The 18,578-nt window shown below is 72.7% G+C and carries 16 protein-coding genes; 12 read left to right on the top strand and 4 right to left on the bottom strand.

Annotation, left to right across the window (positions count from 1 at the left end):
- The first annotated feature begins 124 nt into the window (after positions 1-124).
- The 6 genes from ABZ693_RS30695 (at position 125) to ABZ693_RS30670 (ending at position 4,850) form a co-directional block, all read left to right on the top strand.
- The gene (locus ABZ693_RS30695) at positions 125-316 is read left to right on the top strand and encodes a hypothetical protein (protein ID WP_359884031.1); all 192 of its coding nucleotides are present in this window, start codon (positions 125-127) and stop codon (positions 314-316) included.
- A 424-nt stretch (positions 317-740) separates the two neighbouring features.
- Complete coding sequence (locus ABZ693_RS30690) at positions 741-1,391, top strand: class I SAM-dependent methyltransferase (protein ID WP_359884029.1); 651 nt, start codon at positions 741-743, stop codon at positions 1,389-1,391.
- A gap of 84 nt (positions 1,392-1,475) precedes the next feature.
- Positions 1,476-2,024 carry an amidohydrolase family protein gene (locus tag ABZ693_RS30685; protein WP_359884026.1) on the top strand — a complete coding sequence of 183 codons (549 nt, stop codon included), beginning with the start codon at positions 1,476-1,478 and terminating at the stop codon, positions 2,022-2,024.
- 679 nt (positions 2,025-2,703) lie between these two features.
- Positions 2,704-2,850: a hypothetical protein gene (locus ABZ693_RS30680; protein ID WP_359884023.1), complete on the top strand. Its 147-nt coding sequence runs from the start codon at positions 2,704-2,706 to the stop codon at positions 2,848-2,850.
- A 1-nt stretch (position 2,851) separates the two neighbouring features.
- Positions 2,852-3,856 carry a peptidoglycan-binding protein gene (locus ABZ693_RS30675; protein ID WP_359884021.1) on the top strand — a complete coding sequence of 335 codons (1,005 nt, stop codon included), beginning with the start codon at positions 2,852-2,854 and terminating at the stop codon, positions 3,854-3,856.
- A 100-nt stretch (positions 3,857-3,956) separates the two neighbouring features.
- Complete coding sequence (locus ABZ693_RS30670; RefSeq protein WP_359884018.1) at positions 3,957-4,850, top strand: hypothetical protein; 894 nt, start codon at positions 3,957-3,959, stop codon at positions 4,848-4,850.
- A 396-nt stretch (positions 4,851-5,246) separates the two neighbouring features.
- Here the strand turns inward: ABZ693_RS30670 and ABZ693_RS30665 are convergent, their stop codons facing one another.
- Entirely contained in the window at positions 5,247-6,215 is a 969-nt protein-coding gene (locus tag ABZ693_RS30665) for an ArsR/SmtB family transcription factor (RefSeq protein ID WP_359884017.1), read from the bottom strand.
- 89 nt (positions 6,216-6,304) lie between these two features.
- Here ABZ693_RS30665 and ABZ693_RS30660 point away from each other — a divergent pair, with 89 nt between their 5' ends.
- From ABZ693_RS30660 to ABZ693_RS30645, 4 genes are all read left to right on the top strand, one after another.
- On the top strand, positions 6,305-7,477 hold the full coding sequence (locus ABZ693_RS30660) for an MFS transporter (RefSeq protein ID WP_359884014.1): 1,173 nt from the start codon (positions 6,305-6,307) through the stop codon (positions 7,475-7,477).
- 710 nt (positions 7,478-8,187) lie between these two features.
- The gene (locus tag ABZ693_RS30655) at positions 8,188-11,244 is read left to right on the top strand and encodes an AfsR/SARP family transcriptional regulator (protein ID WP_359884011.1); all 3,057 of its coding nucleotides are present in this window, start codon (positions 8,188-8,190) and stop codon (positions 11,242-11,244) included.
- A gap of 137 nt (positions 11,245-11,381) precedes the next feature.
- Positions 11,382-11,573 carry a hypothetical protein gene (locus tag ABZ693_RS30650; RefSeq protein WP_359884009.1) on the top strand — a complete coding sequence of 64 codons (192 nt, stop codon included), beginning with the start codon at positions 11,382-11,384 and terminating at the stop codon, positions 11,571-11,573.
- Positions 11,574-11,643: 70 nt separating this feature from the next.
- Positions 11,644-13,707, top strand: coding sequence for a BTAD domain-containing putative transcriptional regulator (locus ABZ693_RS30645; protein WP_359884006.1), 2,064 nt, complete (start codon positions 11,644-11,646; stop codon positions 13,705-13,707).
- Positions 13,708-13,779: 72 nt separating this feature from the next.
- On the opposite strand, the gene ABZ693_RS30640 is transcribed toward ABZ693_RS30645, so the two are convergent.
- The gene (locus tag ABZ693_RS30640; protein WP_359884003.1) at positions 13,780-14,529 is read right to left on the bottom strand and encodes an ABC transporter permease; all 750 of its coding nucleotides are present in this window, start codon (positions 14,527-14,529) and stop codon (positions 13,780-13,782) included.
- 2 nt (positions 14,530-14,531) lie between these two features.
- Complete coding sequence (locus ABZ693_RS30635) at positions 14,532-15,497, bottom strand: ABC transporter ATP-binding protein (RefSeq protein ID WP_359884001.1); 966 nt, start codon at positions 15,495-15,497, stop codon at positions 14,532-14,534.
- An 84-nt stretch (positions 15,498-15,581) separates the two neighbouring features.
- Between ABZ693_RS30635 and ABZ693_RS30630 the strand changes: the two genes are divergently transcribed.
- Both ABZ693_RS30630 and ABZ693_RS30625 read left to right on the top strand, forming a co-directional pair.
- Positions 15,582-16,805, top strand: a complete 1,224-nt coding sequence (locus tag ABZ693_RS30630; protein WP_359883998.1) for a sensor histidine kinase — start codon at positions 15,582-15,584, stop codon at positions 16,803-16,805.
- Between the two features lie 2 nt (positions 16,806-16,807).
- A complete protein-coding gene (locus tag ABZ693_RS30625) occupies positions 16,808-17,458 on the top strand; it encodes a response regulator (RefSeq protein WP_359883995.1) in 651 nt (216 codons plus the stop codon).
- A 33-nt stretch (positions 17,459-17,491) separates the two neighbouring features.
- On the opposite strand, the gene ABZ693_RS30620 is transcribed toward ABZ693_RS30625, so the two are convergent.
- Positions 17,492-18,535 (bottom strand): LLM class F420-dependent oxidoreductase, encoded by a 1,044-nt coding sequence (locus ABZ693_RS30620; RefSeq protein ID WP_359883993.1) that lies wholly within the window; start codon positions 18,533-18,535, stop codon positions 17,492-17,494.
- Between the last annotated feature and the right edge of the window lie 43 nt (positions 18,536-18,578).

Here is an 18,578-nt window from a genome sequence, read left to right as displayed (position 1 = left end):
CACGACTCGACCTGCTCGACCGTCAACTCATCAGCACACAGTCACATCAACGACGAACAGTGCCATCAGTCACCCCAGATGCGGTTGCAGTACTAAGGGTTGTCCCGGGACTATCCGGTCCCCGGTGAGGCGATGCACGGAGGCTGCGTCCGCGCAGCCGGCCGGCGGCGCCCCGGCCGTGCTGACGGCGCCCGTCCTGCTGCCCGGGCCGCTCCCGGTCGCCATCGTCCCTGCTGCACGGCCGAAGCACGCCGACAGCGAGGACGACCAAGAGCTCGTCCTCGAGAACCACCCGGCGTGGACCTGGCCTGGGTAGTGCTGCGGGCCGCGAGGGCGCAGGTGTGCCAGAACGGCGGCGAGGCAGAAGGCGAAGCCGAAGCCGCGGCCCGTCCGTACGGTGCGCCGCGACGCGAGCGATAAGGCAAACGCGCTGGTCAGGAGAGAACGCCTGGCCATGCAACGTCACGCCTTGGCCAACAACCGGGATGCCGCGTGTGGCGATGGTTGCAAAACTTGTTGTTCTCGCTATGAGGTCCTTTCTGCGCACCGGGCACCGTCGCCTTCGCAGGTCAGATCGCACATGATCCATGAGCCGACGCGTTGATGGACCGGGTGGCCTCAGTCCGAGCTCGGGCGGCACGTCGACCGTGACCGATCTCCGCGACTCGGCCCGCAGGCCTGCAGGCTGTCGTTCCAGCGGCCACGACCGACGCCGTTGTTGTCGGCCTAGGATGCGGAGCATGAACAGGACCACGCCGGCACACGGAGACCCCATATCGATGGCGACGCGGCGGACCCGCTGGCAGGAGGCGGGCAACAGCGAGAACTTCGGCAAGCGGTTCGCCGATCTCGTCTCGGCTGGCGAGGACATCGACGGTGAAGCCCGACTCGCCGACACGCTCCTGCCGCGTGGCGCCCGGGTGCTCGACGCCGGCGCGGGCATGGGCCGGGTCACCTCGGCACTTCTGCGGCGCGGGCACGAAGTGGTCGCGATCGAGCCCGACGAGACACTGGTCCGGCAGGCCCGGGAGATCTACCCCGGCCTGCCGATCGAGAAGCGCGACATCCTCGGCCTCGGCCCCGAAGACGGCCCGTTCGACCTGGTCGTCTGCGTCGGCAACGTCATGATCTACCTGGCCGAGGGCACCGAGATCGAGGCCCTGCGCGCGATGCGCGCCGTGCTCGGCGAGAACGGCCGGATCCTGCTCGGCTTCCACCTCCAGGACCAGCCGTCGCACGCCCGCGCCTACACCGCGGCCGAGTTCGAGGCGGATCTCTCGGCGGCCGGACTCCGCGTCGACCTGCGGGCAGGCACCTACCAACTGCACCCCGCGAACGAGGCCTACGGCGTCTGGGTCCTGAGTCGCGCCCAGAGTGAGGCCGGCAGGTAGATCCGCAGCTCGCGGGTGGAGGACCCGGGAGCGGAACCTGCCCGGATCCGCGGTCGGCGGCGTGCCGACGCTTCTCGGCTGGCGGTGCCGCTGCACTTCCACCCGCAGACACCGCTCCAGCCCGTCATCGACGCGTACTACTCCGACCTCCCGGGCCCCATGGGGCCCTTGCTGGCCGGAGCCGGGCTCGGTTGGTATGACGACCTCGGCGTCCAGTACCTGCGCATGATCTTCTCGGGGGTCTTCGACCGGTTCCCCGGCCTGCAGGTGATCGCCGGACACTGGGGCGAAGTCGTGCTGTTCTATCTCGATCACACCGGCTTCTTCGCCGAGTCGGGCGGCCTGCGACAGCCCCTGGCGGACTACTTCAAGCACTTCCGGGTGGCCGGCAGCGGAACCAACAGCCCCCGTTACCTGCGCTGGACCGCCGAGGTGATGGGCACCGACCGAATGCTGTACTCCGCCGACTGCCCCTTCACCTACGGCTTCCGCCCCGGAGGCTTCCCTACGTCGACACCAGCAACGGTGCCGCCCGTACCTTCTTGGAGAACTCGCCCTTCACCGACGAGCAGAAGGCCGACATCGGCCACCGCAATTGGGAACGCCAGAAATCTGCGTCGCGAGGGTCGGTGAGTCATCCGATCAGACGCTCGGCACCTGCTTGGAAGGCGCGGGGCAGTGAGGTCTCCTCACCCATGACAAGCCTGAGCGCGTCGACGTCATGGCTGGCGTGATCGGTGTCGCACCAGCAAGCCAGCTGGTTCGCCGGCAACGTCCCTGACACCCGTACGAGTGACCCTCGGGAAGAACTGCCCGTAGACCGGCTCCACCGCGGCCTCGTGGCATGTGTACCCGTTCCGGTTGGTGTGCTTTCCCCTGCCGGACCTGCGGATTGCAGATTCCCTGCAGATTCCCTGCAGGTCTTCTTCCCAGGATGGTGTCTGCCGCGGATGGTTCGACCGGGCAGTGAACCGGCGCGGCCGATTCGATCCATGCCCGGCGATGGTCCCGGCCAGTCGGCCGACGGAAGGAAAGCCCCGATGCGAGCACTTCTCACCCGCTCCCGCGCGGGCTGACATGGCGCCAGCAACACCGCCTTGGATGCCTGGGCCTGTTCGGTCCTGACCGAATCCAGTCGATCGGTCGCGTCGTTGGCGAAATCCTGGTGCCTGGCCCGACGCCGGACAGCTTCTCGGGGGCGTCGGCCATGGTCCAGCGGCACTGCCACGCCACGCCGCCCGGCGTCCGGCCGACCCTGTCCGACCGTGCGACGCGTACGTCCCCCGCACACCTCACACATGGAGGAACGCTCATGACCGAGCCCGTGGATACCCCGCCCTACCCGGTGGGCGGCGCGGGGATCTTCGATGTCGACCCTGACCAGGGCGGCGTCAGCCAGAACCCCGATGACGCGGTGACAGGAGACATCCAGGCCCTCCCCGAAGACGTGGAGTTCTGACATGGGCAACGTCCAAGGAATGCTCGCCACCGCCCGCTCGCTGCTGGGTACCACCGAGAAACCGCCCGGCTCCAACCGCAACGCGATCACCAAGTGGTACGGCTTCACCGGCCCATGGTGCGACATGGCCGTCAGCTACGTGGCCGCCCACTCCGACAACCTCTCCGCGATAGGCGGCAAGTACGCTCTCACTACCGCCCACGCCCGCGCCTTCCAGAAGAAGGGCCGCTGGCACTACGGCATCGGCGGGATCCGGCCCGGCGACATCGTGTTCTTCGACTGGTCCGGCTCCCGTTCCATCGGCGCCATCGACCACGTCGGGATCGTCGAGGCGGTGCACGCCAACCGCACCATCACCACCCTGGAGGGCAACACCTCCAACGCCTTCCTCCGCAGACGGCGCAGCTCCGCCTGCGTCGTGGGCTACGGCCGTCCCGCGTACCAGGCGGGCAGCGCACCGATGCCCTCCGGCGACGGCATCCTGCGGGTGGGTTCGAAGGGCAAGGCCGTCAGCACCCTCCAGAAGAACCTGAACACCATGCAGCAGGCCGGGCTCACCGTGGACGGCGAGTTCGGGCCGGCCACACAGAAGGCGGTCAAGGTCTTCCAGACCAACCATCACCTGCTGGCGGACGGCGAGTTCGGACCTCAGTCCGCAGCGATGATGAAGGCCGCCCTGGCCGGCAAGACGGCGCCGATCCGGCCCCGGGCTCTCATCGCCGCGGCCGGCGCACTGGAGGTCGACGGCATGTTCGGACCGGCCACCTGTGCGGCGCTCCAGCGCGTGCTCAACAGCCGGGAGAAGGCGGGACTGGAGGTGGACGGAGCCTTCGGACCGCTCACCATCACCGCTTTCCAGAAGTTCCTGAAGGTGACGGCGGACGGCATCGTGGGCCCCAAGACGGTCACCGCGCTCCAGAACCACCTGGCCGTGCCGACCAGCGGTGATTGGGACGCGGCGACCAACCGCGCGCTCCAGAAAGCCTTGAACGCGGGCTCCTTTTGACCAGCTGACAGCCGGACCGGGAGACTCCACGGGGGCGTTCTCCCGGTCCGGCGCCCGGCTCCCCGCACCCACCCGTCGTCACGGACCAGGAGCACGACAGATGGACACCTCTTCCGACACCTCCAGTGCCGCCGCGGCGGCAACCTACAAGGTGGCGATCACCGAGCAGCGCACGGGGCGGATCCTGCTCTTCGACCGGACCGCCCAGTGGACCGACGCCAACGTCCAGTGGAGCTTCAGCACGGGCAACGCGCCCGGCTGGGACCACCCGTTCGAGATCCGCTTCCGAGACACCCAGCGTTACGGCACGATCGCGCTGATGACCTTCGGCAGCCCTGGCGAGGGCCGGGCCGCGATCGTCAACGTGACCAGCAAAGCGCACCTCACCCGCGCCGACGTGATGTGGTCCGCGCGCATCACCAGCTATCCGCACTCGGTCGAGCGCGTGCCCGGGACCGGCACCGTCGTGGTCGCCGGGGCACGGGACCGGCTGCACGTCTTCGGGCCGTCCAGCAGTGACCCGGCCACTCTGAAGGAGGTGCAGACCCTGGACTTCACCAAGGCGCACGCCGTGCTGTGGGACGACCAGAACGGGCTGCTCTGGGTGACCGGCGGCACCGTCGTCCGCAGTTACCGGGTCACCGGAACCATGCGTGCCGCCCGGCTGGTCAAACAAGGGACCGACATCACCATCGCCGGCAACGGCCACGACCTCCAGCCCGACTACAGCCGACCCGGCACCCTGCTGGTCTCCGACAGCCACCACGTCTACTCCCTCGACAAGAAGACCCGCGCGCTCAGCACGCTGGTCAAGCTGTCGTACCCGAAGTCCTACGTACGCCACGCGAACGGGCAGAGCATGTGGACCACCGACCCCGACATGGAGGACTCCCTCTGGGGCGGACCCACCGTGTACTTCTCCGCGGGAGGTGACCGCACCCGCGCCGGCGCCCAGATCTACAAAGCCCGCCTGTACACAGCCCAGTTCCACTGACACCGGGCGGTCGAGGCGGGGGCGTAGGCGAGGCGGAAGTGCCCGACCGGTTCGGCGCCGGTGCGCACGGGCCGGGCAGTTCGGTCCACGCCGAGCCCGGCTTGCGTACGGCGGGGGTGGGACGCTGAGGGCCCTGGCGAGTCGGGGCACGAGGCGGAAGCGGGCGGTGCGGTACTGGATGGCCACCCTGTTCTTGCCGGTCCGGCAGGGGAGCCCGCGGGGGCGGCGCAGGTGGACATCGGGCAGTCGTGCGATTCCACGCGCTTGAAGTCGTCGCTCGCAAGCCTGGACTGTTTCATGAGCGATCACCCAGGAAACAGTCAGCTGCCTGTCGGTGGGATCGTGTTCGTCGATGGCACCCCGCCTCGGGCGGCCAGGTGTGCCGCCCGGTGGCGTTCAGTCGGCCACCAGGGCTGCGCCCAGCGGTGTGTGCTCGTAGCGGACGGCCCGGCCGGTGCGGGTGCGGGTGACCAGGCCGGCATCGCGCAGCACCGCCAGATGGCTGCCGACGGTGCCTAGGCTCAGGCCGAGTTGGGCGACCAGCTGCGTCGTCGTCGCAGGCACGTCCAGCGCGCGCAGCACGTCCGCGCGGCGCGGGCCGACCAGCCGGCTCAGGGCCTCGCCGCCCGGTGGACGCGCCACTGGGCCGAGCAGGTCCGCGGTGCCCCGGGCGGGATAGACCAGGGCGTAGGGCCAGGGCGGCTCGACGTAGCTGATCAGAGTGCCGAACACCGTCGGCATCAGCAACAGGCCCTTGCCCGCCAGCCGGTGTCGGTCCCACTCGGTACGCGAGCCCGTGCGCACCTCGATGGTCCCGGCCTGGCCCTCGGAGCGCCAGTTCACCCGCGGGTCGAGATCGGACAGCGCTGCCGCCCAGCCGTACATCGCCAGGTGCCCGGCGCGGCGGACGAGGTCGCGCTCCAGTACCGCCCGCAGCCGCGGCCAGTCCGGCTCGATCAGCGCCTGCCAGCTCGCTTCGAGTGCGTCGGCGAGCTGAGTGACCACGTCCGGCGCGTCGAGGATGCGCCGCACGTAGCGTGGCGGCGTCCGCAGTCCCTCCAGGTTACGGGCCAGTTCCAGGCGTGCGCGGCGCAGGGGCGTGGCACGGACGGCGGCCAGCTCGGCGGCGAAGTCGCCACCGGAGCCAGACGGCGGCGGATGGATGAAGTCGGCGTTGTAGGCGCCGTGGCGGAACAGCGCCGTCAGCGCCCCGACCGCGGGCACCTCCCGACGCGGTTGCTCGTACCGGGGAGCGATGCGCTCGGCCCACGGCCGGAGCGGGCCGGCGGCCTGCAGGCCGGCCGCGACGCGCAGCGCCCGCATCGCCTCGCCCAGCGGCGAGATCGCATAGCGGGTACGCGCCACGTCGGCGGATCCCACCTCGATGGCCGGCATGTTTTGCCTCCAGGCGAAAGCATAGTCACCGCGGCTGGGCTGCCGTGATGCTGTCGGCCATGACGACTACGCCCGTCGCGGCACGCCCGGCCACCTACCGCGAGGTATTCGCTGTGGGCCAGTTCCGCGTGCTGTTCGGCAGCTACACGCTCTTCCTGATCGGCGAGACGGTGCGGATGCTCGCACTGTCCGTGATGGTCTACACGGCAACCGGGTCGCCGCTGATGTCGGCGCTGGCGTATGCGGCAGGCTTCCTGCCCTATGCCCTGGGCGGCACACTGCTGCTGGCTTTCGCCGACCGTTGGCCTCCGCGCACCGTCATGGTCGGCTACGAGGTGCTGCGCACCGCGGTCAGCGCCGTGCTCGCCGCCGGTCTCCTGCCGGTACCGGCCATGCTGGCGCTTGTGTTCGTCACGGGTGTGCCCAGCGCCGTCGCCTCCGCTTCGCGCACCGCCCTCCTGCCCGACCTGCTGGACGGCGACCGCTACGTGCTCGGCCGTGCCGTCTTCTCCATGGCGGCCGGCGGCACGCAGGTGCTCGGCTTCGCCGCCGGCGGCATGCTGATCGCCGCTGTCGGCGCGCCGGGCGCGCTCTGGATCACCGCCGCGACCTGCCTGGCCTCGGCAGGCCTGCTGCGACTGCGCCTGTCCCACCACCCACGCTGCCGCAGCGGTGCCTCGGCCGGCATCAGCGAGACCTGGCAGGTGAACCGGGCGCTGCTGCGCCGGCCTGCGGTCCGGGCGCTGCTGCTGGCGCAATGGCTGGCACCGGCGCTGATGGTCGGCGCCGAAGGCGTGCTGGTCCCGTACGCGGCGCAGGTCGGCGCGCCTGACGCGGCCGGTCCGCTGTTCGCAGCGGTCGCCGCCGGGATGTTCGCCGGCAACCTGATCGTCGGCCGCCTGGTACGCCCTGTGAGCCGGGAGCGGCTGGCCCGCCCCCTGGCGCTTGCGCTGGGATTGCCGCTGCTGGGGTTCGCGCCGCACCCCGCACCGGGATACGCCGCCATCCTGCTGGCGGTATCCGGTTTCGGCGTCGCCTACCGGCTCGCACTGCCCCGCAGGTTCCTCGACGCGGTGCCCGAGACACAGCGTGGTCAGGCATTCGGCCTGCTGCTGACCGGAACGATGACGCTGCAGGGCCTGGCCGCCGCAGCCGGGGTGCGCTGGGCGAAATCGCGGCGCCGGCGCTGGTCGTCACACTGGCCGGCGCGGCCTCGGCCATTGCCGCCCTGATGTCCTGGCGAACGCTGTCGCCCACACCCTGAAAGCCCTTCACCACTTTGTCGTGGCCGGTCGGCGGCATTCGCCGGGCTGCGGGGGAGGGGCACGGCAGCGGCCGGCCCAAGTTCGGGGCGCTTGCTCATGACCAGTCGGAAGGTGCCGTACGGGTTGACGTGGGACCGGAACAGCGCGGTCAGGCCGCGCCGGTCCTCCTCGCTCAGCTTCATCGCCCATGCAGGTTCGGCTCCCAGGACAGGGAAACGGAGCTTGTCCGGCTACCCGCGACCTACCGTGCGGCCGGTGCCTGAGCCAGGACTCCGGGGCCGACATCCGCGGCACGTCATCGAGTGGCTGCGCCGCACCGGCGGCGTCACCGGCTCCAAGTCCCTGACGGTGCTGGGGTCGTGGACCAGGAGAAGACGAAAGACCGATGAAGGGCGGCCGGCGAAGGGAGGCCGCCGACGGGTCGGCAATCGGCCGAGGCCGACGAGCGCGGTGATGCCCGGCTTCCCCTGCTTCCTCCACCGGCCGGACCGACAGTCACACCGCGCCAGGCACGGATCGTCCGCAGGCCATCGATGCCGGGCACGGGTCCCGGTAAACATCCCCAATGGTAGGTGCAGCATTCCTGCGGATCATGTAATGATCCGCAGGACCGGACGCCTGACGTCCGGCGTCTATGCGACGGGGGTCGCGTAGCCGCGAGCGCAGAAGGCAGGTCCATGGGGGGGACGATTTGGTTCAGCGTGCTCGGAGCCGTGTCCGTGCACCGGGGCGAGACACCGATCACCATCGGTTCTCCACAGCAACAGGCGCTGCTCACGGCGCTGCTGCTGCGCTCCGGCCGGGTCGCCTCCACGCACGAACTGATCGCTTCGGTCTGGGGTGAGGAGCCCCCGGGCTCCGCGCTGGCGAGCTTGCGCACCTATGTGTGGCGGCTGCGGCAGCTCCTGGAGGAGGACCCCGCCGCGCCCCGGCTGCTGCTCTCCCAGCCCGACGGCTACCGCATGGTGGCGCCGCCGCTCTCGGTGGACCTGCACCGTGCCGAGCGGCTCGCCGCCGACGCCGGCCGGGCCCGGGCCGGGGGCGACGACGAGGCCTGCGGGCGGCTGCTGAACGAGGCGCTCGACCTCTGGCAGGGCGCGCCGCTGGCCGGAGTTCCCGGCCCGTACGCCGAGCAGCAGCGGGCCCGCTTCACCGAGCTGCGGCTCGGGCTGGAAGAGGAACGTTTCGCTCATGAGCTGCGGGCGGGCCGGTACGGTGCGGTCATTCCCGACCTCACCGTCTTCACGCAGGAATACCCGCTCCAGGAGCGGCCGTACGGCTTTCTCATGCGCGCCCTGTACGCCTCCGGGCGGCAGGCGGACGCGCTGGCCGTCTACACGCGGGCCCGGCGTGTCCTCGCCGAGGAGCTCGGCGTCGACCCCGGTCCCGAACTGACCGCGCTGCACGAACGGATCCTCGCGGGCGACCCGCTCCTCGACGTCTCGGTACGCGGCACCGCACCGGCCTCGGCCGCCCCCGAGGCCCCCCACGACCCGGGGATTCCCGAGGATCCGCAGCCCTCCCCGGCGCCCGGAACCGCCGGACCCGACAGCGGTCCCGCCCCCGCATCCGACCCCGAGTCCGCCGCTCCGGCCCTCACCCGGCCCGCCCAACTACCCGCCGACGCCTTCGACTTCATCGGACGTGCCGAACAGGTCGAGGAGCTGAGCGCGGTCCTCACCGCCCCGGAGCGGATCTCCCTTCCGGTCGTGTCCATCAGCGGGATGGGCGGCCTCGGCAAGACCACCCTCGCCCTGCGGGTCGCCCACCGGATCAAGCACGAGTTCCCCGACGGGCAGCTGTACGTCGACCTGCGCGGCAGCGGTCTTGAGCCCGCCGACCCGTCGGCCGTCCTCGGCAGCATGCTCGCCGCGCTGGGTGTGCCGCCGCATGCGCTCCCCTCGATGACCGACGACCGGGCCCGGCTCCTGCGCACGCTGCTAGACGGCCGGCGCATGCTGCTGCTCCTCGACAACGCCCGGGACCCCGCGCAGGTGGGCCCGCTGCTGCCCGGCTCGGCCGGCTGCGCCGTGATCGTCACCAGCCGGACCCGGCTCGTCGGCATCCCCAGCGCGGTCACCGCCGTGGCCCTGGAGGTCTTCGCGGCCGACGAGGCGATCGGTCTGCTCACCGCGATCGTCGGCGCCGAACGGGTGGCTGCGGAACCCGCCGCCGCGACCGAACTGGTGACCGCGTGCGGACATCTCCCGCTCGCCGTACGGATCGTGGCCGCCCGCCTCGCCGCCCGGCCGCGCTGGCAGATCGAGACCATGACCCGCCGGCTCGCCGACGAGCGCGGCCGCATAGGCGAGCTGCGCGCCGGCGACCTGGCCGTCGCGGCCACCTTCGAACTCGGCTACCGCCAGCTCCCGCAGGACCAGGCGTGCGCCTTCCAGCTCCTCGCCCCGGTCGCCCGGCCCACCATCGGCCTCGGGGTGGCCGCCGCGGCCCTCGGTCTCGACCCGTACGACACCGAGGAGATCCTCGAGTCCCTGGTCGACGCGGCCATGCTGGAGGCCCCGCAGCCCGGCCGGTACCGCTACCACGACCTCGTCTGGGCCTTCGCGCTCCAGCTCGGCGTGCCGCCGGGCGACGGCGGGGCCGAGGCCGGCATCCCCGTGCTGCCGCCGCTCCTCGACCACCTGCTGGCCGCCGGGCGCGCCGCCTTCCAGTGCATGGTGCCCGGCAATCCGGAGGGGATCTTCCTCACCCCCGGCACCGTGCCCGGGCCGCACTTCGCCGGGCTCGCGGAGGCCCGCGCCTGGGTGACCGCCGAGTTCGAATGCCTCACCAACGCGGTGATGCTGGCCGCCCGCAGCCCGGCCGGGGCGGACCCGCGGATCCTGCGCGTCGCCGCCGACCTGCTCATCGCCCTCACGCCGTTCGGCAAGGACATCCCGTACCGGCAGCTCGCCGGCGCCGCGCAGGCGCTGGCCGAGACCGCCGCGCTGCGCGGCGACGACCATGTCGCCGGACGGGCCCGCTTCGTCTGCGGGAACGCCGCCCTGCAGAGCGCCCGGCTCGCCGAGGCCGAGCTGTTCACGCGGCTCGCGGCGGAGGCCTGCGAGCGGGTCGGTGACCGGGTGATCCTCCGGCAGACGCTCAACGACCGGGGCCTGATCGCCCAGTTCCAGCACCGCTACGAGGACGCGGTGCACTGCTACGACCAGGCGATCGAGCTGGCCAGGCGGCTCGGGCACCGCTCGGGCGAACTGGTGACGCGGCTCAACGCGGCGCAGGCCCGGCTGCGCGGCGGCCGCGCCGAGGAGGCGCTCGTCGCGTGCGCCGAGGCGCTGGCCGCGCTGCGGGAGGTCGAGGACCACCACGGCGCCGCCTACGCGCTCTATGTGCAGGGCATGGCCCTGCACGAACTGGGGCGGTACGACGAGGCGGTCGCGAGCCATGCCCAGTGCCTGGACCTGTGCGCGGCCTGGCAGATCCGCGGACAGGAGTCGCAGGCCCGCTTCCGGCTGGCCGAGACCCTGCGGATCACGGGCCGTCGGGAGGAGGCCGTCAAGGAGGCGAGCCGCGCGCTGGTGCTGTGCGAGCAGCGCGGCGCGGAGCGCGACCAGGGGCTCGCCCTCCTGGTGCTCGGCCGGACCCTCGCCGACCTCGGGGCCACCGAGGCCGCGACGGCCCGGGCCCGGCAGGCCCACGCGCTGTTCACCCGGCTCGGGCTGCCCGACGCCGACCACGCGGCGGCGCTCCTCGACGCCCTCGGCGAACCGCGGTAGAGCTGCCCCCCACCCCTCCCGCAGGAGCGATATATTCGCAGGTCAGAGCGCATATTCAGGATCTATCCAGCGTAGATCGGCAGTTGGCAGAGTCTTATCCGACAGCACGAACGACGAGCGAACGGAAGACCGAGCACATGCGAGCGATCACCTCCTTCACCCGCACCTCCCACGCCCTGCGCACCACCTGCGTCGCGGTCACCGCGCTGCTCGGCCTCTCCCTCGTGGCCGTCGTGGAGCAGGAGCTCACGGCCCCCGCCCCGAGCACCGTCGTGGCCGACAGCCCGATCACCGGCGACCCCGACGAGGAGTGGGACAGCCGCGGCTGACCACGCCGGCGCGGCCCGTCGAGGACAACGGGGACGGACGCGAAACGAACGACCATGCCATGGGGGAGTCATGACGGGTGCAAGTCCGGCGACGGCGTTGGCGGAACGAGACGTCGCCACCCTGGTCCGCTCCGCGCGGACCCGCAACGGGGTCAGTCAGCGGGACCTCGCCGAGAAGTCCGGGATCGGTCTGCGGACGCTCCGCGAGATCGAACGGGGCCGGGTCCGCGCCCCGAGATCCGGATCGCTGCGCAGAATCGCCGAAGCCCTGAGCGAACCCGCCCTGCTCGCGCAGGTCGGTGCCACGGCCGGCGCCGAAGGGGACGTCTCCGAGGACGACCCGCTGGTCCTGAGGATCCTCGGCCGGCTCTCCGCCACGCGCGGCACCGCCGAACTGCTCACCGGAACACCGAAGCAGCGGACCCTGCTCGGACTGCTCGCGCTCCAGGCCCACCAGGTGGTCGAACGCGACGAGATCATCGAGGTCCTCTGGGACGGTGAACTGCCGGACACCTTCGGGCAGTTGATCCACACCTACATCTCGCGCATCCGGCTGATGCTGGACGCGCACACCCTCCCCGGTACCGGCCGGACCGCGGTCCTGCGGCGCGGCGGCGGCTACGAGCTCCGGATCGAGGGGGACGGCCGGCTCGACGTCCTGGAGTTCGGCCGGCTGACGCACGAGGCCGCGAGGGCCCGCGCCGGCGACGACCAGGTCCACGAACAGGCCCTGCTCGCCGAGGCGTTGGGGCTCTGGCGCGGACACCTTCTGGAAGGCGCCCCGCCGCGGCTGGCCCGCCATGCCGCCGCCGTCGAGCACACCCGCCTGCGGGTCGCCTCCGCGCTGCGCCTCGCCGATCTCGCCCTCGCCCGCGGACAGCACGAGGAGGTGCTCGCCCAGCTCGGGCCGATCGCCCGGCACGAGATGCTGCACGAGGGCCTGCACGCCCGGCTGCTCGCCGCGCTCGCCGGTTCCGGCCGCCGGGCGGAGGCGCTGGAGCTGTTCGCCGCCGTCGACCGCAGGCTCCGTGCCGAGAGCGGCATCGAGCCCGGCGCCGAACTCCGCGAGGCCCAGATGGCCGTGCTGCGGGAGGACGGCCCGGCCGCGACGGTGAGCACGGCACGGCCCGCCGGCCGGGCCGACGCGCTGCGCTCCGTCCAGCTTCCGCAGAGCGTCGGGGACTTCGTGGGCCGGGTCGAGCACTTCCAGGTCCGGCAGTACCTGACCGGACAGGGGTCGCTGGCCGCGTTCGGCGCGGCCCCGGTGGCCGCGCTCCACGGACCCGTCGGCGTCGGCAAGTCCGCCCTGACCGTCCAGATCGCCGCGTCCGTCGCCCGCCACTTCCCCGACGGCGTCCTGCACGCCCGGCTGCGCACCGGCACGCCCGACGAGGTCCGCACCGTGCTGCGCGGCTTCACCCGGGCGCTGGGCGTGCCGGCGGCCGAGCTGCCCGCCGGGCTGCCCGAACTCGCCGCGCTCTACCAGGAGTCCGTCGCCAGCCGCCGGGTCCTGGTGGTCGTCGACGACGCTCCCGGGGAACGCGCCGTCCGCCCGTTGCTGCCGTCCGGCCCCGGCGGCGCCGCGCTGCTGGCCGGCCGGACCCCGCTGTCCGGCCTGGAGTGCGCCCAGCACTTCCGCGTCGAGCGCTTCACCGCCGACCAGTCCGTCTCCCTGCTCGCCCGGATCGCCGGCGAGCGGCGGGTGCTGTCCGAACGGACGGCGGCCGAGACCGTCGCCGAGCTGTGCGACGGGAATCCGCTGGCCGTCCGGATCGCGGGCATGCGGCTCGCCGCCCGCCCGCACTGGACCGTCGCCCGGCTGGCGGACCGGCTGGCCGACGAGGAGCGGCGGCTGTCGGAGCTGGTCGCCGGAGACCTGTCCGTACGGGACCGGCTGACCTCCGCGTACGAGGGCCTGGACCCCTCGCTCCGCGATGCTCTGCGCGCCCTCGCCCGGTCCGCGGACCGGGCGTTCGACCCCGCGGGTGCGTCCGCCCTGCTGCGTTGCGGCGGACGCCAGGCGGAGGACCTTCTGGACCGGCTGGTCGACCACCAGCTGCTCGAACCCCCGGTGAGCGCCGGCGAGGCGTACGCGATGTCGCCCCTGGTGCGTCTCCACACCCGGGAGCAATGAACGGCGTGAGGGGACGGTCGTCGATGCCCACCGTCCCCGTCCCCTCACGCGTCCCTCACGACGGCGGGGCGCTCACGCGTCGCGGGAGCGGAGCGTCAGCCAGCCGCCGACCGCCGCCGCGGCCGCCCACACCGCCATGACCAGCACCCCGGTCAGGGGACCGTAGGGCGCCGCGGCGGCGGGATCGAGCCGCAGCCCGTACTGGCCGGCCCGGTCCGGCAGGTACCAGGCCAGCTCCCGCAGACCGGGGATCTCGGCCAGCACGGGGGAGACCAGGAACAGCACCGGGACCAGGACGCCCATGGAGAGCATCAGACTGCGCAGCATCGCCGTGAACCCCATGCACATGACCGCGAGCAGCGGGAAGTACAGGGCGCCCGCCACGACCGCCCGCACCGTCCCCGCCTCGCCGAACGCCGCGCCGTACTCGCCGAGCAGACGCTGCGAGAGGAAGAACGTGCCCAGCGAGGCCACCACACCGGCCACCAGGGCCAGCACCGCCCCGACGGTCAGCTTGGCCGCGTACATCAGACCGCGCCGGGGCACCGCCGCCAGCGAGATCCGGATCGCGCCGTGCTGGTACTCGTTGCCGACCACCAGGACGGCGAAGACGATCACGACGACATGGGCGAAGAGGATGCCGTAGAAACCGAGCTGCACCGGGTCGAAGCCGGGGCCGTCCGCCTCCTCCCGGCCGACCGACCCCGTCACGCCGGCGCCGATGCCGACGAGCAGGGCCGCGGCCAGCGGCAGCGACCACAGGACCGGACGCACCGAGCGGATCTTCGTCCACTCCGAGCGGAGCACCGCGTCGACGGACATCGTCAGACCACCTCTCCGAGGGGTCGCCCCCCGTACTCCACCGAATCGGCGGTCATGCGCATGAAAGCCTCTTCCAACGAGTCCTCGACCTGGACCAGTTCCAGGACGGCGACCCCCTCGTGAGCCGCGATCCGGCCGACGCCGGCGGCCTCCGCCGCGTACACCTCCAGCGCCCCGCCGTCGCCGGGCACCACCCGCAGCCCCTTACGGGCCAGGGCCTGGCTCAGCCGCTCCGGCTCGTCGGTCCGTACCCGCACCCGGGAGCGGCCGTGCTCGGCGGCGAACTCGGCCATGGACACGTCCGCCAGCAGCCGGCCCCGGCCGATCACGACCAGCCGGTCCGCGAGCAGCGCCGTCTCCGTCATCAGATGACTGGAGATCAGCACCGCCCGGCCCCGGTCCGCCAGACCCCGCAGGAAGTGCCGCAGCCAGCGGATGCCCTCCGGGTCCAGGCCGTTGACCGGCTCGTCGAGGATCAGCACCTCGGGGTCGCCGAGCAGCGCCCCGGCGATGCCCAGGCGCTGACGCATCCCCAGCGAGAACCCGCCGACCCGTCGACGGGCCGCGGACTCCAGACCGACCTGCGCCAGCACCTCGTCGACCCGCGCCCGCGGCAGGCGCCCGGCGTGGGCGACGCAGAGCAGATGGTCGCGTGCCGTACGCCCCGGATGCGCCGCGCCGGCGTCCTGCAGCGCGCCGACGTGGCGCAGCGGCTCGGTCAGCCGGCCGTACGGCCGCCCCGCGACCAGCACTTCGCCCGCCGTGGGCCGGTCCAGCCCCAGGATCATCCGCAGGGTGGTCGACTTTCCCGCGCCGTTCGGGCCGAGGAAGCCGGTGACCGAACCGGCCCGCACCCGGAAGGTGAGGCCCTTCACCACCGTCCTGTCGCCGTAGGCCTTCACCAGGCCCCGTACCTCGACGGCGGGTGCGTCCCCCGCACCGCGCGCCGCTTCGCTGTCCCTGTTCATGTCCTCAAGCCAACCGTCCGGCGGCCCCGGACGGATCCCCCGGCGGCGGGAGTCACCTCCCCCCGGGGAGGGAGCCGATTCACCATGAGGCGTCTGCCGTCGACGCTTTACGACGCCCTGCGCCAGGGCCGTACGTACGCCCGCGGGCTCCATCTGCTGCTCGGCGCGGCCGTGGGGCCGGCCTGCGTGCTGGTGTGGCCCGGCATCACCGAGAGCCTGGTCCGTACCCTCGCGGCCTGCGCCCTCGTGCCGGTGATCCCCCTGCTGCTCATCGGCCTGGTGCCGGGGACGCGGCGCGCGGAGGGCATCCAGGCGCGGCTGCTGCTCGTGCCGGACGACGAGAACGACATCGGCCGTGCCCCCGCCCGCAGTCTCTCTGACCGCCGGCGCACCAGCGTCTGGCTGGTGCTGCGCTGCTGGTGGGGACTGCTCGTCGCCAGTGTCGTCGCCCAACTGCTGTCCGTCACCGGAACGCTGGCGACCGCGCCCGCCGTCGAAGGTGCCCGGACGGTCCTCGGCGTCACCGTCCCCGGCGGCCACCGGCACATCTGGTACCTGGGACTGGTGCCGCCGCTGCTGCTCGCCACGTTCGCGCTGGTCGTCTGGGCCGGGAAGGTGCAACTCGCCCTCGCGCGGCGACTGCTGGGCCCCTCGACGGCCGAACGGCTCGCGGAGGCGGAGAGCCGGGCGGACGGACTGCTGGCCCGCAACCGGCTCGCGGGCGAACTCCACGACTCCATCGGCCACGCCCTCACGGCCACCGTGCTCCAGGCGAGCGCGGCCCGCGAACTCATCGATGTCGACCGGGACTTCGTGATCCGGGCGCTGACCGCCATCGAGGACACCGGCCGCCGTGCCATGGACGACCTGGAGCGCACCCTCGGCTATCTGAAGGAGGACGAGCCGGCCGCCCGTACCGTCCGGCCCACGCTCGCTGACGTCGGGCAGCTCCTGGAGGCCAGCCGCGCGGCGGGCGTCACGGTGCGCTCGCGGACCGCCGCCGACGTCGACGCCGTCCCGGGCGTGGTCTCCCGCGAGGCGTACCGCATCCTCCAGGAGGCGCTCACCAACGCCATGAAGCACGCGCCCGGTTCACCCGTGGACGTCGACCTGGACGTCACCGGCGAACAGGTCCGGCTCACCGTCGCGAACCGGCTGGTGGAGGAGGCCCCGCGGGCTTCCGGCACCGGCAAGGGGCTGCGCAGTCTGCGGGAGCGCGCCGCGCTCCTGGGCGGCCGGGCCACGGCCGGCGCCACCTCGGGGCGCTGGACCGTCAGTGCCCGTCTCCCTCTGCGGTTGGGATCGTGATCATGGACATCTCCGTCCTCCTCGTCGACGACGAGGAACTCGTCCGGGCCGGCATGTCGGCCATCCTCGGCAACGCCCCCGGCATCACCGTGGCCGGCGAGGCCTCCGACGGCTGCGAGGTCGTGCCGCTCGTCCGGAGACTGCGCCCGGACGTCGTCGTCATGGACGTACGGATGCCCACCGTCGACGGCATCACCGCGACCCGCGATCTCATGGCCGCCGTCGCCGACCCGCCGCGGGTCCTGGTGATCACCACGTTCGAGCGGGACGACTACGTCTACGAGGCGCTCAGGGAAGGGGCGTCGGGGTTCCTGCTCAAGCGGTCCCGGCCCGCCGAGATCGTCCAGGCCGTCCGTACCGTGGCGACCGGGGACTCGGTGCTCTTCCCCGCCGCCATCCGCTCGCTGGTGCAGGGGCGTCAGGCCCGTGAGCCGGGCGACGCGCTGGCCGGCGCCCAGCTCACGGAGCGGGAGGCGGAGGTGCTGCGGCTGATGGCGCGGGGGATGTCCAACGCGGAGATCGCCGAGCGGCTGTTCCTGGGGGTGCAGACGGTCAAGACCCATGTCAGCGGCACCCTGGCGAAGCTGGGGGCGCGCGACCGGACGCAGGCGGTGGTCCTGGCGTACGAGTCGGGGTTCGTCGGCGCGGGCTGAGCGGGCTCCGGGATCCCGGGCCCACGGCGCCCGTCAGCCGACGAGGTCCTTCAGACGGGCGACCACCGCCGCCTCGGACTCGCCCTCCCGCGGCACCGGCACGACCTGGAGGTGGGTGACCCCGGCCTCGCGGTAGGCGTCCAGGCGATCCCTCACATAGCTCTCCGTGCCGCAGATCGTGGTGGCCTCGAGCAGCGCGGCGGGCACGGCGGCCGCGGCCCCGGCCTTGTCGCCGGACCGGAACAGCCGCTGGATCGTCTCCGCCTCACGGGCGTAGCCGTACCGGCTGACCAGGTCGTAGTAGTAGTTGTGGCCGGGCGCGCCCATGCCCCCGACGAACAGCGCGAGCTGGCCGCGGGCCAGCTCCCGGGCCCGCTCGGCGTCCGGGCCGATCGCGAGCAGGCCGCCCGCCGAGATCTGCAGCGGGCCGAGCTCGGGTGCGCGAGCCGCGCCGCCCTCCTTGAGCGCGGGCCCCCACACCCGGTCGCACCACTCGGGGACGAAGAACAGCGGCAGCCAGCCGTCGGCGGTCTCCGCGACCATCCGGACGTTCTTCGGGCCCAGCGCGGCCACCCACACCGGGACGGACGGGCGGACCGGCGGTGTCAGCAGCCGCATCGGCTTGCCGAGGCCGGTGCCCTGCCCCTCGGGCAGCGGCAGCGTGACCGTGCGCCCCTGGTGGCGTACCGGCTCGTCGCGCCGCCAGAGGGCGCGCATCACCTCGATCGTCTCGCGGGTCCGGGCCACCGGCGCGGTGTACGGCACCCCGTGCAGACCCTCGACGACCTGCGGGCCCGAGGCGCCGAGGCCGAGGTGGCAGCGCCCGCCGGACAGGGCGTCGACGCCGGCCGCGGTCATCGCCAGCAGGGCGGGCGTCCGGCTGAACACCGAGAGGATGCCGGAGCCGATCTCGATCCGCTCGGTACGGGCGGCGAGGAAGCCCATGAAACTGGGCGCGTCGTAGCCGTACGCCTCCGGCACCCAGACCAGGTCCAGGCCGGCCCGCTCCAGTTCGGCGACCTGGCCGGCCGCGGCGACGATGTCGGTGTCGTACTTCAGCTGCATGGAGATCTTCATGGCGGGGGCTCCGAGGTGTGTCGGCGGGGCGATGGGGTGTCAG

Source organism: Streptomyces laurentii, assembly GCF_040635425.1.
In the GTDB taxonomy this organism is placed as follows: domain Bacteria; phylum Actinomycetota; class Actinomycetes; order Streptomycetales; family Streptomycetaceae; genus Streptomyces; species Streptomyces laurentii.
Note: the sequence above shows the minus strand (reverse complement) of the source record. Positions and strands in the feature narration are given on the sequence as shown.